Source organism: Streptomyces sp. NBC_00083 (assembly GCF_026343295.1).
Taxonomy (GTDB): Bacteria; Actinomycetota; Actinomycetes; order Streptomycetales; family Streptomycetaceae; genus Streptomyces.
The window spans coordinates 313,298-327,929 of the sequence record NZ_JAPELY010000005.1 but is presented as its reverse complement, the minus strand read 5'-3'; the positions used below and the strand labels follow the sequence as shown (position 1 = coordinate 327,929).

The 14,632-nt window shown below is 72.1% G+C and carries 12 protein-coding genes; 5 read left to right on the top strand and 7 right to left on the bottom strand.

Annotated features, from left to right (window positions below; genetic code table 11):
* Positions 1-2 precede the first annotated feature (2 nt).
* Together OOJ98_RS34100 and OOJ98_RS34095 are read right to left on the bottom strand one after the other, a co-directional pair.
* Positions 3-428 (bottom strand): SRPBCC family protein, encoded by a 426-nt coding sequence (locus OOJ98_RS34100; protein ID WP_267059006.1) that lies wholly within the window; start codon positions 426-428, stop codon positions 3-5.
* A 254-nt stretch (positions 429-682) separates the two neighbouring features.
* Positions 683-2,518, bottom strand: coding sequence for an acyl-CoA dehydrogenase (locus tag OOJ98_RS34095; protein ID WP_267059005.1), 1,836 nt, complete (start codon positions 2,516-2,518; stop codon positions 683-685).
* Positions 2,519-2,787: 269 nt separating this feature from the next.
* On the opposite strand from OOJ98_RS34095, the gene OOJ98_RS34090 reads away from it, so the two are divergent.
* Together OOJ98_RS34090 and OOJ98_RS34085 are read left to right on the top strand one after the other, a co-directional pair.
* Positions 2,788-3,249, top strand: a complete 462-nt coding sequence (locus OOJ98_RS34090) for an SseB family protein (protein ID WP_100575483.1) — start codon at positions 2,788-2,790, stop codon at positions 3,247-3,249.
* Positions 3,250-3,431: 182 nt separating this feature from the next.
* Complete coding sequence (locus OOJ98_RS34085; RefSeq protein WP_267059004.1) at positions 3,432-4,409, top strand: pirin family protein; 978 nt, start codon at positions 3,432-3,434, stop codon at positions 4,407-4,409.
* A gap of 82 nt (positions 4,410-4,491) precedes the next feature.
* On the opposite strand, the gene OOJ98_RS34080 is transcribed toward OOJ98_RS34085, so the two are convergent.
* Positions 4,492-4,923 (bottom strand): hypothetical protein, encoded by a 432-nt coding sequence (locus tag OOJ98_RS34080; RefSeq protein WP_267059003.1) that lies wholly within the window; start codon positions 4,921-4,923, stop codon positions 4,492-4,494.
* A 174-nt stretch (positions 4,924-5,097) separates the two neighbouring features.
* Between OOJ98_RS34080 and OOJ98_RS34075 the strand changes: the two genes are divergently transcribed.
* Entirely contained in the window at positions 5,098-6,267 is a 1,170-nt protein-coding gene (locus OOJ98_RS34075) for an AI-2E family transporter (protein WP_267059002.1), read from the top strand.
* Here OOJ98_RS34075 and OOJ98_RS34070 read toward each other — a convergent pair.
* Positions 6,225-8,393 (bottom strand): SpoIIE family protein phosphatase, encoded by a 2,169-nt coding sequence (locus OOJ98_RS34070; RefSeq protein WP_267059001.1) that lies wholly within the window; start codon positions 8,391-8,393, stop codon positions 6,225-6,227. The genes OOJ98_RS34075 and OOJ98_RS34070 overlap by 43 nt on opposite strands.
* A gap of 234 nt (positions 8,394-8,627) precedes the next feature.
* Between OOJ98_RS34070 and aspS the strand changes: the two genes are divergently transcribed.
* Complete coding sequence (gene aspS, locus OOJ98_RS34065) at positions 8,628-10,394, top strand: aspartate--tRNA ligase (RefSeq protein ID WP_267059101.1); 1,767 nt, start codon at positions 8,628-8,630, stop codon at positions 10,392-10,394.
* A gap of 94 nt (positions 10,395-10,488) precedes the next feature.
* Here aspS and OOJ98_RS34060 read toward each other — a convergent pair whose 3' ends face one another.
* Positions 10,489-11,553 carry an aldo/keto reductase gene (locus OOJ98_RS34060; protein ID WP_267059099.1) on the bottom strand — a complete coding sequence of 355 codons (1,065 nt, stop codon included), beginning with the start codon at positions 11,551-11,553 and terminating at the stop codon, positions 10,489-10,491.
* Positions 11,554-11,705: 152 nt separating this feature from the next.
* Between OOJ98_RS34060 and OOJ98_RS34055 the strand changes: the two genes are divergently transcribed.
* Positions 11,706-12,539 (top strand): helix-turn-helix domain-containing protein, encoded by an 834-nt coding sequence (locus tag OOJ98_RS34055; RefSeq protein WP_267059000.1) that lies wholly within the window; start codon positions 11,706-11,708, stop codon positions 12,537-12,539.
* Positions 12,540-12,583: 44 nt separating this feature from the next.
* On the opposite strand, the gene OOJ98_RS34050 is transcribed toward OOJ98_RS34055, so the two are convergent.
* Together OOJ98_RS34050 and OOJ98_RS34045 are read right to left on the bottom strand one after the other, a co-directional pair.
* The gene (locus tag OOJ98_RS34050) at positions 12,584-13,231 is read right to left on the bottom strand and encodes a class I SAM-dependent methyltransferase (RefSeq protein ID WP_267058999.1); all 648 of its coding nucleotides are present in this window, start codon (positions 13,229-13,231) and stop codon (positions 12,584-12,586) included.
* Between the two features lie 135 nt (positions 13,232-13,366).
* Positions 13,367-14,629, bottom strand: a complete 1,263-nt coding sequence (locus tag OOJ98_RS34045; protein WP_267058998.1) for a zinc ribbon domain-containing protein — start codon at positions 14,627-14,629, stop codon at positions 13,367-13,369.
* Positions 14,630-14,632 lie beyond the last annotated feature (3 nt).

Sequence of the window (14,632 nt, the reverse complement as noted above, 5' to 3'; positions counted from 1 at the left end):
GATCAGGACGCCGCGGTCGTCTCGGCCAGTTTCTGGAATTCGCCGAGGTCGTAGTTGGCGAGCGCCGAGTCGAGGTTGGTGAGTGCGCCGAGGTGCTCGATGAAGCCCTTGGGGTCGTACTCGATCTGCAGGGTCACCCGGCTCGTCGTGTCGCTCAGGCGGTGGAAGGTGACCACGCCGGCGTGCTGGACGCCCTCCACGGTGTGCCAGGCGATGCGGTCCTCGGGGATCACCTCGGTGAGCTCCGCCACGAAGCCCTTCTCGGCGCCGGGGAGCTCCAGTTGCCAGGCGAAACGGCGCCCGTCCAGGGGGTCGACGCGGCGTACGTGGCTCAGGAACGCGGGCCAGCGGGTCACGTCGCTCCAGAGCGCCCAGGAGACGGCTACGGGGGCGTTGACGTCGACGGTTTCCACCAGGGATGACGACACGTGCTTCACCTTTCACTCGGGAAGGTTCCGCAGCACCGTGTACCCCCCGACACCCGGCCCATGGCCCCCGTCCTCAAACTCCCCCAAGGCCTTAAGGGCCAGGGGGGACCCCCATGACGGGTTGAGGATGCCGAGACCTAGCACCCTGCCAGGGTCCACTCACCCAGGGGCGCGGGGAACCGCGCCGGGGGTGGGTACGGCGAAGGGGCCCGGGGTCCGACCACCCCGGGCCCCTCCGCGCGGCGGGGCGACGACTAGAACGCCGCCTCGTCCAGCTCCATCAGCGAGTTGTCGACCGACTCGGCCAGCGCCCGAGCCATCCCGACCTCCGGCAGCACGTTCGCCGCGAAGAACTTCGCCGCGGCGACCTTGCCGCTGTAGAACGCGACGTCCTTCGCCGAGACCGAAGCCGAGGACAGCCGCTCCGCGGCCACGGCCGCACCCTTGAGCAGCAGGTAGCCCACGACCACGTCACCCGACGCCATCAGCAGACGGGTCGTGTTGAGACCCACCTTGTAGATGTTCTTGACGTCCTCACCGGTCGCCGTGAGGTCAGTGATCATCGTGCCGACGATCGCCTCCAGGTCGACGGCCGCCTTGGCGAGCGAGTCGAGCGCGCCGCCCAGCGCCTCGTTCCCGTTCTGCTCCGCCAGGAACTTCTTGATCTCCTCGGAGAGGGTGTTCAGGGACGCGCCCTGGTCACGGACGATCTTCCGGAAGAAGAAGTCCTGGCCCTGGATCGCCGTCGTGCCCTCGTACAGCGTGTCGATCTTCGCGTCACGGATGTACTGCTCGATCGGGTACTCCTGGAGGTACCCGGAGCCGCCGAAGGTCTGGAGCGACTCGTGCGAGAGCTTCTCGTACGACTTCTCCGAGCCGTAGCCCTTCACGATCGGCAGCAGCAGGTCGTTCAGGCCGACGAGCGCCTTCGCGTCCTCGCCCGCCGCTTCCTTCACCTGGATCGCGTCCTGGATGGAGGCGGTGTAGAGGACGAGCGAGCGCATGCCCTCGGCGTACGCCTTCTGCGTCATCAACGAGCGCCGCACGTCCGGGTGGTGAGTGATCGTCACCTTCGGCGCGGTCTTGTCCATGAACTGCGAGAGGTCGCTGCCCTGGACGCGCTCCTTGGCGTACTCCAGCGCGTTGAGGTAACCCGTCGACAGCGTCGCGATCGCCTTCGTGCCGACCATCATGCGGGCGAACTCGATGATCATGAACATCTGGCGGATGCCGTCGTGCTTGTCGCCGATCAGCCAGCCCTTGGCGGGGTGCTGGTCGCCGAAGGTCATCTCGCACGTGTTGGACGCCTTCAGGCCCATCTTGTGCTCGACGTTCGTCGCGTACACGCCGTTGCGCTCGCCCAGCTCGCCGGTCTCCCAGTCGAAGTGGAACTTCGGGACGAGGAAGAGCGACAGGCCCTTGGTGCCGGGGCCGTGGCCCTCCGGGCGGGCGAGGACGTAGTGGAGGATGTTCTCCTCCATGTCGTGCTCACCGGAGGTGATGAAGCGCTTCACGCCCTCGATGTGCCAGGAGCCGTCGTCCTGCTGGACGGCCTTGGTGCGGCCGGCGCCGACGTCCGAACCCGCGTCCGGCTCGGTGAGGACCATGGTCGAGCCCCAGCGCTTGTCGACCGCGATCTCGGCGATCTTCTTCTGCGCCTCGTTGCCCTCGGCGAAGAGGATGCCGGCGAAGGCCGGGCCGGAGGAGTACATCCAGATCGCGGGGTTCGAGCCGAGCAGCAGCTCCGCGTAGGCCCAGATCAGGGAGCGCGGCGAGACGGTGCCGCCGATCTCCTCGGGCAGGCCGAGCCGCCAGTACTCGGAGTCCATGAACGCCTTGTAGGAGCTCTTGAAGGACGCCGGGACCGGTGCGGTGTTGGTGGCAGGGTCGAAGACCGGCGGGTTGCGGTCGGCGTCCGCGAAGGAGTCGGCCAGCTCGTTCTCGGCGAGACGGGCGATCTCCTCCAGGATCGACTTGGCGGTGTCGACGTCCATCTCCCCGAACGGGCCGGTGCCGTACAGCTTGTCGCGTCCGAGCACCTCGAAGAGGTTGAACTCGATGTCGCGGAGATTCGACTTGTAGTGCCCCATGGCGACGGCTCCGTAAGCAGGGTGTCGGTTACATCTACCAGCAAGTAGGTCAGTACCTCCGATGATGCTACCCGTCGGTAATAACGCGCAACCTCTGGCCGGGAACTGTGACGTGTCAGGCAGAGAAACTCCCGCGATCCGGAAGTGACCGTTCCCCTTCCTTCCCCTTCCTTCCCCTTCCTTCCGCGGTTCCTCTTCCCCTTCCTCCTCCGGGTTCGGGGCCCGGGAGGAGGTGTTCGCCGGGGGGCCGCCTCGGTAGGCTGGGGGCCATGTACGGCTACGACCAGAACCCGGGCGCACAGCAGCAGTACGCCCCGCCCCAGCAGCAGATGCAGGGCGGGTACGGCGAGCAGCCGCTGTACCCGGAGCCGTCGCCGCCCTCGCTCGCCGACGCGGTGCGGGCCTTCACGACCGGCTCGCTCTCGGCCGAGGACTTCCAGCAGATCTTCGCGGGGGCCCGGGTGTACTGCCCGCGCGGCGACAACCCGGGGTTCCTGGCGCTGCACAACACCCAGCAGCCGGTGATCCCGATGTTCACGTCGCTGAAGGAGCTGCGCCGGTACGCCGGCAAGGAGTCCAAGTACTTCGTGATCACCGGCGCCGAGGTGATCGACCTCCTGCCGACCGGGTACGGCTTCGTGCTCGACATGGAGGGCGACCACCGGATGGTGTTCGACGCGAAGGCCGTGGAGCAGATGGTCGACTTCGCGATGCGGCGCATGTACGGCTAGCCGGGCGCGCCGATTCCGTACGGCTTCGGGCCCGTGTCCCTCCCCCGGGACGCGGGCCCGAGGTGTGTCCGGGACCCACCGCCGGTCCCGCCCGGAGCGCCCCGGGAATGAACCGCGCCTTGCAGGATGTTCAGCATTCAACTACTTTGAACGTAGAGCATCCCCGCAAGGAGGGCCGTCCCATGCCTGCTGTGACCGTCGAAAACCCGCTGACCCTGCCGCGCGTGACCGTGTCGGAGGGTGCGTCGGCGCGGCCGGTCCTCGCCGTGACCACCGCTCCGCAGGGGTTCGAGGGGGAGGGGTTCCCGGTGCGCCGCGCGTTCGCCGGGATCAACTACAAGTACCTCGACCCGTTCATCATGATGGACCAGATGGGCGAGGTGGAGTACGCGCCGGGCGAGCCCAAGGGCACCCCGTGGCACCCGCACCGCGGGTTCGAGACCGTCACGTACATCATCGACGGGATCTTCGACCACCAGGACTCCAACGGCGGTGGCGGAACGATCACCAACGGTGACACGCAGTGGATGACCGCGGGCTCCGGGCTGCTGCACATCGAGGCGCCGCCGGAGGCGCTCGTGGTGTCGGGCGGGCTCTTCCACGGGCTCCAGCTCTGGGTGAACCTGCCGGCCCGGGACAAGATGATGGCCCCGCGCTACCAGGACATCCGCAGCGGCTCGGTGCAGCTGCTGACCTCGCCGGACGGTGGCGCGCTGCTGCGCGTGATCGCGGGCTCGCTCGACGGCCACGACGGCCCCGGGATCACCCACACCCCGATCACGATGGTGCACGCCACGCTGCGGCCGGGCGCGTCCGTCACGCTCCCCTGGCGCGAGGACTTCAACGGCCTCGCGTACGTCCTGGCCGGGCGCGGCTCGGTCGGCGCGGAGCGGCGGCCCGTGCACACGGGGCAGACCGCGGTGTTCGGCGAGGGCGGCTCGCTGACCGTCCGCGCGGACGAGAAGCAGGACGCCAACGCCCCCGACCTGGAGGTCGTCCTCCTCGGCGGCCGCCCGATCCGCGAACCGATGGCGCACTACGGCCCGTTCGTCATGAACACCCGAGCCGAACTGGAGCAGGCCTTCGACGACTTCCAGAAGGGCCGCCTGGGCACGATCCCGGCGGTACACGGGATGACGGAGGGCGGGCCCGCGGCGTAACGCTCGCGAGGCGCGTGTCACCAACTCGGCTTCGCCCGGGGGCTGTCGGTCGACCGGCGGCCCCCGGGCGCGTCGTCATGCGTCAATCGCCGCGCCCCCGGCGTCCGATGTGCTGGTCGCGGCCTGCCTGGTAGATGTGGGCGTTGCCCGACGCTCGGGCCTGGAGGTGGACCGGGGGGAGGTCGGGGCGGGCCTCGGGGGGCAGGGAGGCGCGGGCCTCGGCGAGGAGGGCGGCCAGGTCGTGGGCGGCGTCGGGGTCGGCGGCGAGCAGCCGGGTCACCCGGCGCCACCAGTCGCGCTCCAGGTCGTGGACGCTGTCCTCGTCCCCGTTGCGCCGCGCCGCGAGGAGCTCCTCGCGCGTCTCCCCCAGCGCCAGCTCGATCTCGTCGGCCTGCACCGGACGCACCCGGCGCCACAGCGCGACGATCCCCGCGCGCGTCGTCTGCCAGGCGTCCGTGGCCATGAGCGCCACGACCGTCGTACCCGCGCTCTGGACCAGATCCTCCGCGCCCATGCCCCGCACCCCCGTATTCGTCCTGGGATCGATCGACGGGATCGATGGTAGGGGTCAACTCCCTTGTCCAGCACGCCGATTGCGGAGCCGCCGGAATCGGCCGCGGCTGACGGGGCGTCACTCGGGTGGCCCGCCCGGGAGGCGGACCGGGGCCGGGGGTGGTCGGCTGGCGGGGTGGAGACGTCCAGGCATCTGCTGCCCGAAGCCGCCCGCCGGATCGCCGCCTGGTGCGGCGTCGTGCTGCTCGTCGCCGGGGTCGTGGGGGTGGGGGTCTGGCTGTGCGCGGTGTTCAAGACGGCCGTGACACCCGTGCTGCTCGCCCTGCTCGGTACCGCGCTGCTCGGGCCCGTACACCGGTGGCTGATCCGGCTCGGGCTGCGGCGCTCGCTCGCCGCCGGGCTCACCTGCGTCGCGCTGGTGGCGGTGGTCGGCGGCGCCGGGTACGTCGTGGTGAGCGCGCTCCTCGACACCGGGGACCAGATCCTCGCCTCGCTGAAGCAGGCCGGGCAGTGGGTGGCCGACCATTTCGGGGTGGCCGGCGGCGACGGCGTCACCAACATCGCCGACAACGCCAAGAAGCTGCTGTCGAAGTTCGGGGCGAGCGCGGCCGGCGGGGTGCTCCAGGGGCTCAGTCTGCTCGGCACGCTCATCGCGACCAGCGTGCTCGCGCTGCTGCTGACCTTCTTCTTCCTGAAGGACTCCGACCGGGCGGTGGGCCTGGCCCACGCGGTCGCTCCGCGCGGCGCGGGCGACACCGTGGAGGCGATGGCGCGGCGCGCCTTCGAGGCGGTCGAGGGGTTCATGCGGGGCACCACGCTCATCGCCCTCATCGACGCCGTCTGCATCACGGTCGGCCTGCTGATCCTCGGCGTGCCCGGCGCGATCGGCCTCGGCGCGCTGGTCTTCATCGGGGCGTACATCCCCTATCTGGGTGCCTTCGTCTCCGGCGCGGTGGCGGTGCTCGTGGCACTCGCCGACCGGGGGTTCGGCACCGCGCTGTGGACCCTCGGGATCGTCCTCGCGGTGCAGCAGCTCGAAGGGCACATCCTGCAACCGGTCATCCAGAGCCGCACCGTCCAGATGCACCCCGCGATGATCATGATCGCCCTGACCGCGGGCGCCGACGTCGCCGGACTGGTCGGCATGCTGCTCGCGGTCCCGGTGGCGGCGGCGGCGTTCGGGGTGCTGGGGGAGGTGCGCAAGCGGTACGGGGGCGGCGACGGGCAGCCGGGCCCCGGCGCCGGGGGCGCGGCCCGCAGGGGGCCCGGGGACGGCCCGCCCGGTGAGGGGCCCGGGGGCGGTCAGGCCGCCGGGTTGTCCGCCCCGGCCGGTCCCGACTCGTAGAGCTCGAACCAGATCGACTTGCCGTCGCCCCGCGGGTCGACCCCCCACGCGTCCGCCAGCATCTCCATCAGGATCAGGCCCCGGCCGCTGGAGGCCATCTCGCCGGGGCGGCGGCGGTGGGGGAGTTCGTCGCTGGCGTCGGCGACCTCCACGCGCAGGCGGCGGGTGCCCAGGGGGCCTCGCGCCTCGGCCACGAGCAGGGCGTCGCCGTCGGTGTGGACCAGGACGTTGGTGATCATCTCGGAGATCATCAGGACCGCCGAGTCGACCTGCTCCTCGTCCGCCCAGTCGTGCAGCAGCTCGCGCAGCTGTCTGCGGGCGCCCGCGATCTGCTGCGGTTCGGCCTGGGCCACGGTCAGGGCGGTGCGCCGGACCACCTCGGGCGGCGTGGTGCCCAGCGGGGCGGCGACATCGTTGCGGCGCAGCAGGAGCAGCGCGATGTCGTCCTCGCGGCGGTCCACGAGCGGGCCCGTCGTGTGGTGCGAGGAGGGCCCGTGCACGGCCTGGACCAGCTCGTCGGCGAGCTGCTCCAGACTGTCTCCGGTGTGCAGTTCGAGGACCGGCCGCAGCCGCGTCCAGCCGCTCGCCATGTCGTGCCCGCCGGTCTCGATCAGACCGTCCGTGCAGATCATGATGGTCTCGTCGGAGTCGAGGACCAGCCGGGTCGTCGGGTAGTCGGAGTCCGCCTCGATGCCGAGGGGGAGGCCGCCCGCGGTCGGGCGGATCAGGGCGGTGCCGTCGGCGGTGCGGATCACCGGGTCGGGGTGGCCCGCGCGGGCGATGTCGAGGGTGCCGGTGGCCGGGTCGACCTCGATGTACAGGCACGTCGCGAAGCGCGGCGCGTTGTCGGTGTAGCCGTCGTGTCCGTCGCCCGTGGGCTCGGGAAGCCCGTACGACTCGGTGATGCCGTACAGGAAGCGGGAGGCGCGGGAGAGGACCGCGTCGGGGCTGTGGCCCTCGCTCGCGTACGCCCGCAGCGCGATCCGCAGCTGGCCCATCAGCCCGGCCGCCCGCACGTCGTGCCCCTGCACATCGCCGATGACCAGCGCGAAGCGCCCGCCTCCGCCGTCCGTGCTGGAGCCGCCGGGCAGCGGGATCATGTCGTACCAGTCGCCGCCGACCTGGAGGCCGCCGCCGGTCGGCACATAGCGGGCGGCGACCGTCATGCCGGGGATCTCCGGGCCGAGCGTCGGCATCATGGAGCGCTGCAGGCCGAGCGAGAACTCGCGCTCGTTCTCCGCCTCGCCCGCCCTGGCCAGGGCCTGCGCCAGCATGCGGGCCACCGTGGTGAGCACCGAGCGCTCGTCGGGCGTGAACGCCACCGGGTGCTTGAACGCCGCCATCCACGCGCCGATCGTGCGCCCCGCCACGATCAGCGGGACGAACGCCCACGACTGCCGGTCGAAGCGCTGGGCCATCGGCCAGGTGGCGGGGAAGCGGCGCCGGTACTCCTGCGGGCTCGGCAGATAGATCGCCCGCCCGTTGCGCACGACGTCGGCGGCCGGATAGTCGGTGTCGAGCGCCATGTCCGTGAACGGGCCGTCGTCCCCCGGGTTGTGCCCGTGGTGCCCGATGATCGTCAGCCGCTCGCCGGCCACCCCGAACACGGCGAGCCCGTCCGGCGAGAACCCCGGCATGGAGAGCGAGGCCGCGACCCGCAGCACCTCCGACGTGGAGCGCGCCTCGGCGAGCGCGCGGCCCGCGTCGAGCAGGAACGCCTCGCGCGAACGCCGCCAGTCGCCGGTGATGGAGGGGTGCGCTGCGGTGGTGCCGGGCTGGGGCTCGGCGACCTCCTGGATGGTGCCGATGAGCAGGTAGCTGCTGCCGTTGAGTACGGGCTTGGAGCGGCTGCGCACGGTCCGCAGGACGTGGCCGTGCTCATCCATGATCCGCAGCCGGACCTCGGCGAGGGTGCCCTCGGCGAGGGCGAGGTGCACGATGCCGTCGACCTCGTTCCAGTCGACCGGGTGGAAGCGGGACCGTGCGGCCGCCTCGGTGAGCGTGGCGGGCCGCGCGGGCAGCCCCAGGAGCCGGGCGGCCTCGGCGTCGAGGGTGACCGTCCCGGAGGCGTTGTCCCAGCGCCACAGGCCAGTCGCGATAGCGGCCAGGACGTCCTCTGTGCGCATTGCCCCTATTTAAGAAGATCCCGGGGCGCATCGCCACCGAGGCGGCCGCGGCGCGGGGGCGCGTTGGTGCCGAGGTGCGGGGCGCGGGCGCGGTACGTCGCCCGCGCGGCCGGGCCGGTCGCTCTGCGAGGGGGGTTCGCACCGGGCGGTAACCTGGACTGGTTGATTCCCGCCTGTCTCGCGAAGAATCTCGCGAAGAGTCGCGGCCACGGTTCGCGAAGAATTGGATGAATGATGCACCGGTACCGGTCCCACACCTGCGGCGAGCTCCGCGCCTCCGACGTCGGCGGCGACGTCCGGCTGAGCGGCTGGCTGCACAATCGCCGAGACCTGGGCGGCATTCTCTTCATCGACCTGCGGGACCACTACGGCATCACGCAGCTGGTCGCCCGCCCCGGCACGGCCGGCGCCGAGGCCCTGGACAAGCTGTCCAAGGAGACCGTCGTCCGCGTCGACGGCAAGGTCGTCTCGCGCGGCGCCGAGAACGTGAACGGCGAGCTGGCGACCGGCGAGATCGAGATCGAGGTCGGCGAGGTCGAGGTGCTCGGCACCGCGAACCCGCTGCCCTTCACGATCAACGCCGAGGACGGCGTCAACGAGGAGCGGCGCCTGGAGTACCGCTTCCTCGACCTGCGCCGCGAGCGCATGCACCGCAACATCATGCTGCGCAGCGCCGTGATCGCCTCGATCCGCTCGAAGATGGTCGCGCTCGGCTTCAACGAGATGGCCACCCCGATCCTGACGGCGACCTCCCCGGAGGGCGCCCGCGACTTCGTCGTGCCGTCCCGTCTGAACCCCGGCAAGTTCTACGCGCTTCCGCAGGCCCCGCAGCAGTTCAAGCAGCTGCTCATGATCTCCGGCTTCGACCGGTACTTCCAGATCGCGCCCTGCTTCCGCGACGAGGACGCCCGCGCGGACCGCTCGCCGGGCGAGTTCTACCAGCTCGACGTCGAGATGAGCTTCGTCGAGCAGGAGGACGTCTTCCAGCCCATCGAGAAGCTCATGACCGAGCTGTTCGAGGAGTTCGGCGGCGGCCGTCACGTCACCTCGCCCTTCCCGCGGATCCCGTTCCGCGAGTCGATGCTGAAGTACGGCAACGACAAGCCCGACCTGCGCGCCAAGCTCGAACTCGCCGACATCACCGACGTGTTCGAGGGCTCGGAGTTCAAGGCGTTCGCCGGCAAGCACGTGCGTGCCCTTCCGGTGCCGGACGTGGCCGGGCAGTCCCGCAAGTTCTTCGACGGGCTCGGCGAGTACGCCGTCTCGCTCGGCGCGCAGGGCCTGGCCTGGGTGCGGGTCGGCGAGGACGGCTCGCTGTCCGGCCCGATCGCGAAGTTCCTCACCGACGAGAACGTCAAGGTCCTCACCGAGCGCCTCGGCCTCGCCGCCGGGCACGCGGTGTTCTTCGGCGCCGGCGAGTTCGACGAGGTCTCCAAGATCATGTCGGGTGTCCGCGTCGAGGCCGCCAAGCGCGCCGGGCACTTCGAGGAGGGCGTCTTCCGGTTCTGCTGGATCGTCGACTTCCCGATGTACGAGAAGGACGAGGAGACCGGGAAGATCGACTTCTCGCACAACCCGTTCTCCATGCCCCAGGGCGGCCTCGCCGACCTGGAGGAGAAGGACCCGCTGGACATCCTGGCCTGGCAGTACGACATCGTCTGCAACGGCATCGAGCTGTCCTCCGGCGCGATCCGCAACCACGAGCCCGAGCTGATGCTGAAGGCGTTCGAGATCGCGGGCTACGACCGCGAGACGGTGGAGCACGAGTTCGCGGGCATGCTGCGCGCGTTCCGTCTCGGCGCCCCGCCGCACGGTGGCATCGCGCCGGGCGTCGACCGCATCGTGATGCTCCTCGCGGACGAGCCGAACATCCGCGAGACCATCGCGTTCCCGCTGAACGGCAACGCGCAGGACCTGATGATGGGCGCGCCGACCGAGCTCGACGAGTCGCGTCTGCGCGAGCTGAACATCGCCCTGCGCAAGCCGGTCGCCGACAAGTAGGCCGCGCCGCACGGCAGTTGACGCCGCCTGTCTTCGACCCCCCGGGCCACGGCTCGGGGGGTCGAAGCGTTCCGGGCGGGCCCCGCGCCCGTGCTCAGGCGCGCGGCTGGATCGTGAGCTCGCCCCGCGTCGCCCTGCGCATGGGTTCACCGGCGAGCAGGGCGTGCGGCAGGCCGGGTTCGATGGCTCCGGCCGCGTCGAGGCGGGCCAGATGCGTGTCCTCCAGCTCGACGTCGAGGGCGCCCAGGTTGTCCGCCAGCTGCGCGGTGGTGCGGGCCCCGATGACGGGAGCCGTCACGGCCGGGTTGTGCAACGTCCAGGCGAGGCCGACCTGGGCGGGTGTGCGGCCGAGCTCGGCGGCGACCTCGCGCAGGGTGTCGGCGATGGCGAGGTTGCGCTCGGTCAGCATGCCGAGCGCCGCGTTGTGGCGCCCGCGGGTGCTCCCGCCCGGCCCGGGGTCCGGGTCGGCCAGGTCGGCGCGGCCGTACTTGCCGGTGAGCAGCCCGCCGCCCAGCGGGGAGTACGGGACCACACCGAGCCCCATCTCGCGGGCCATCGGGATCAGGTCGCGCTCCCCGGTGCGCTCGATCAGGCTGTACTCGATCTGGAGCGCCACCAGCGGTGACCAGCCGCGCAGTTCGGCGACGGCCTGCATCCGCGCCACCTGCCACGCCGGGACGTTGGACATCGCCACGTACAGGACCTTGCCCTGCCGTACCAGGTCGTCCAGGCCGCGCAGGACCTCCTCGACCGGGGTGGTGAAGTCCCACACGTGCAGATAGAGCAGGTCGAGGTAGTCCGTCTGGAGGCGGCGCAGGCTGGACTCCACCGACGCGAAGAGGTTCTTGCGGTGCGGGCCGCCGGAGTTGGGGTCGCCCGGGGTGCGCAGGGTCGTGTACTTCGTCGCGAGCACCAGACTCTCGCGGCGGTGCCGGGAGAACGCCCCGAGCAGCCGCTCCGAGCTGCCGTCGGTGTAGGTGCTCGCGGTGTCGACGAAGTTGCCGCCGCGCTCGACGTACAGGTCGAACAGGCGGCGCGACTCCTCCTCGTCGGCTCCCCAGCCCCACTCGGTGCCGAAGGTGGCGGCGCCGAGCGCCAGGGGCGAGACCCGCAGGCCGGAGCGGCCCAGCAGGCGGTAGGTGTCGAGGGTGCGGGGCAGGGTGCCCTGGTGCATGGTGTCCTCCTGCGGTCCCCGGGGGGCCGTTCGCGGGTCGATCCGTCGTCGAGGACAACCCTGCGGCCCGGCCGTGCCCGGGATAAGGGAAGGACGATCCTGGGAACAGCCTTCCCACCCAGGCTGTTGGGACGGTCATGACGACAGTGGCCGTGGACGCGACACAGGAGCTGGCCGTGTTCCTGCGCGCCCGGCGCGAACGACTCGACCCGGGCGCCCTGGGCCTGCCCGCGCGCCGGGGGACCCGGCGGACCCCGGGACTGCGCCGAGAAGAGGTCGCCGAACTGGCCGGGGTCAGCGTCGACTACGTCGTACGCCTCGAACAGGGGCGCGGGCTCAGGCCGTCGGCGGACGTACTGGAGGCCCTCGCCCGTGCCCTGCGCCTGCCGCCCGTCGAGCGCGCCTACCTCTTCGGCCTGGCCCAGCGGCGCCCCCGCACCCCGGACGCGCCCGCCACCACGGCGGCGCCGCCCCTGGCCCAGCTGGTGCGCGACCTGTCGCCCCGGCCGGCCATGCTCCTGAACCACCGCTACGACATCCTGGCCTGGAACGACGAAATGGCCGCGCTGTTCCTGGACTTCGGCGCCCTGCCTCCCGCGCGGCGCAACGTGGTGTGGCTCTGTCTGGCGCACCCGGAGGTCCGGGCGCGGTACGCGGACCGGGAGCGGGTCCTGCGGGACGGGGTCGCTCACCTGCGGGCCGCCTGGGCGGCCCACCCCGAGGACCGGGTCCTGACCGGTCTCATCGCCGAACTCCGGGCGGGCGAAGCCGAGTTCGCCCGTGTGTGGGCCGAGCGGGACATCGCGGTCGGCGGCCGGGGCCACAAGGTGATGCACCACCCCGAGGCGGGCACGCTGACCCTCGCCGCCGAGGTGCTGGCCCCGCTGCACGACCCGGATCAGCGGCTGCTGCTCTTCAGCGCGGCGGACGAGGAGAGCCGGGCCGCCCTGGACCGGTTGAGCGGGACCTGAGACCGGGGGACCGGGGACGGCCGGCGCGACATCGGGCAGCAGCCCTAGAGCCCCCGGCGCGCGAACAGGACGGCCCCCGGTCGGCGTTCGTCCAGATCGAGCAGGAACTCGGCCTCGACCGTGAAGCCGGCGTCCCGCAGCCACGCCGTGACCCGGTCCGGTCGGCGCAGATGGATGTGGACCTGCATCGGGTGGCCGCCGTAGCCCTGGGTCTTGAGGCGGGTCCCGTCGCCGAGGTGGAAGCCGAGCAGCAGCGGGGCGCCCGGCGGTGTCACCCGGTGGAACTCGGCGAAGACCGTGGGGATCGCCTCGTCGGGGATGTGGATCAGCGACCAGAAGGCCAGTACCGCGGCGACGGACGCGTCCGCGAGGGGAAGCTCCGTCATGGAGCCCACCTCGAAGCGGAGCCCCGGGTGGTCGCGCCGGGCGACGCGGATCATGCCGGGCGAGAGATCGACCCCGAACGCGTCGAGCCCCAACGCGGCGAGATGGGCCGTGACATGGCCCGGCCCGCACCCCGCATCCGCGACGGCCCCGCCCCCGGCGGCCCGCACTAGCTCCGCGAACAGCGCGAGCACCGCCCGCAGATACGGCTCCCCGGCGAGGGCCCCGCGCAATTGGTCGGCGTAGTTCTCGGCGACCGTGTCGTAGGAGGTCCGGGTGGCGTCCAGCCATGCGTCCGCGTCATTCATGCGGCTGCACGGTAGCCGGTCAACCCGGTTGAGAGGCAAGCCGGTTGAAGTGTTCAGGCGCTCCGTGCGGCGGCGTCCGTACGCCGACGCCCCCTGGCCCCGGCGGAGGGGGCAGGGGGCGCGGGGCCGGCGGGGTCAGTTCTTCGAGCGGGCGAAGAACTCCACCTCCGCGATGGCCACCTGCTTGTCCTTGGCCGTGCCGAAGGCCGAGCGCAGGATGATGCGGACCGAGGCCGCGTCGCGGACGCGGACGTCGATGCGCTGGACACCGCCGTCGTTGATCGACCGGTGCGAGACGTGCTGCTTGCCGCTGGTGTCGGTCACCACCAGGTCGAACTCCTGGGGCCTGGCCTGCTCCGACTGCTGGCCCGCACGCTTCGAGGTGCCCGGGGTGATCAGCAGCGCCAGCAGGTCGGTGGGCTGGCCGAACGTGGCCTCCAGGTAGGTGCCCTGGGCGTCACCCGCGTACCCCGAGCCCCACCAGGTGTTGGAGTAGCTGTCGCCCGCGAGGCCCGGGGCGTGCTTCGGGTCCCAGTGGGACGCCGTCCACGAGGTCGGGTGGACGGCCACGCGCTTGGCGAAGTGGTCCTGCACCGCGCGGGCCGCCGGCGGCCCGCCGAAGACGCCGCCCACGATCAGGCCCACCACGACCAGCGCCACCAGGGCCCGTGCGATCCAGCGCTTCCTGTCCCGGTGCAGCGGCGGGCGCTGACCGGCGTACGGGCCCGTCGCGTTGTCCTGGCGGCGCGGGCCGAGCGGGGTGGCGCAGCTCCGGCAGAACGTGCGGTGCTGGTGGTTGGGGGTGGAGCAGGCCGGGCAGGGGGCGCCGTTCTCCGGTGCGGGGGCGGGCGCCGAGGGGCGCACCTGGGGGCGGGCCGCTTCCGGACGTCCGGGCAGGACGGTGCCGGGGGCCTCGCGGGGCCGGCTCGCCGACGCCTCCTCCACGGGGACGAGCAGGGCCCTGGCGGCCTCCGAGGCCGACGTCGTGCGCACCTCGGGCACCGGGGTGGTGTCGTGGGCCTCGTCGGACACGGCCGGGGTCGGCACGGTCACCGCGTCCGGCCGGCCCGCCGGGGCCGCCGGCTGCGCCGGTCCGGCCGGGTCCGGCACGAAGACGGGGGTGCCGGCGGGCGGTGTGGGGGCGTCCGGAGCGATGCTCCGCCCGCTGTGTTCGCGGGCGGGCTCGGGGTGGTGGTCCGGCTCATCGGCGGGCGCGGGCGCGGACTCGGATGCGGACCCGGTCGCCGGCGGGGCCTTGTCGGCCGCGGACGGGGCCGGTCGGCCGCCCGCCGGGGCCGTCCAGCGCAGGAAGGCTCCGCAGGAGTCGCAGAACGACTGGCCGGTGGCGCGGGCCGGGGTGCCGCAGTCGGGGCAGGGGACCATGGCCGGGGTGGACATGAG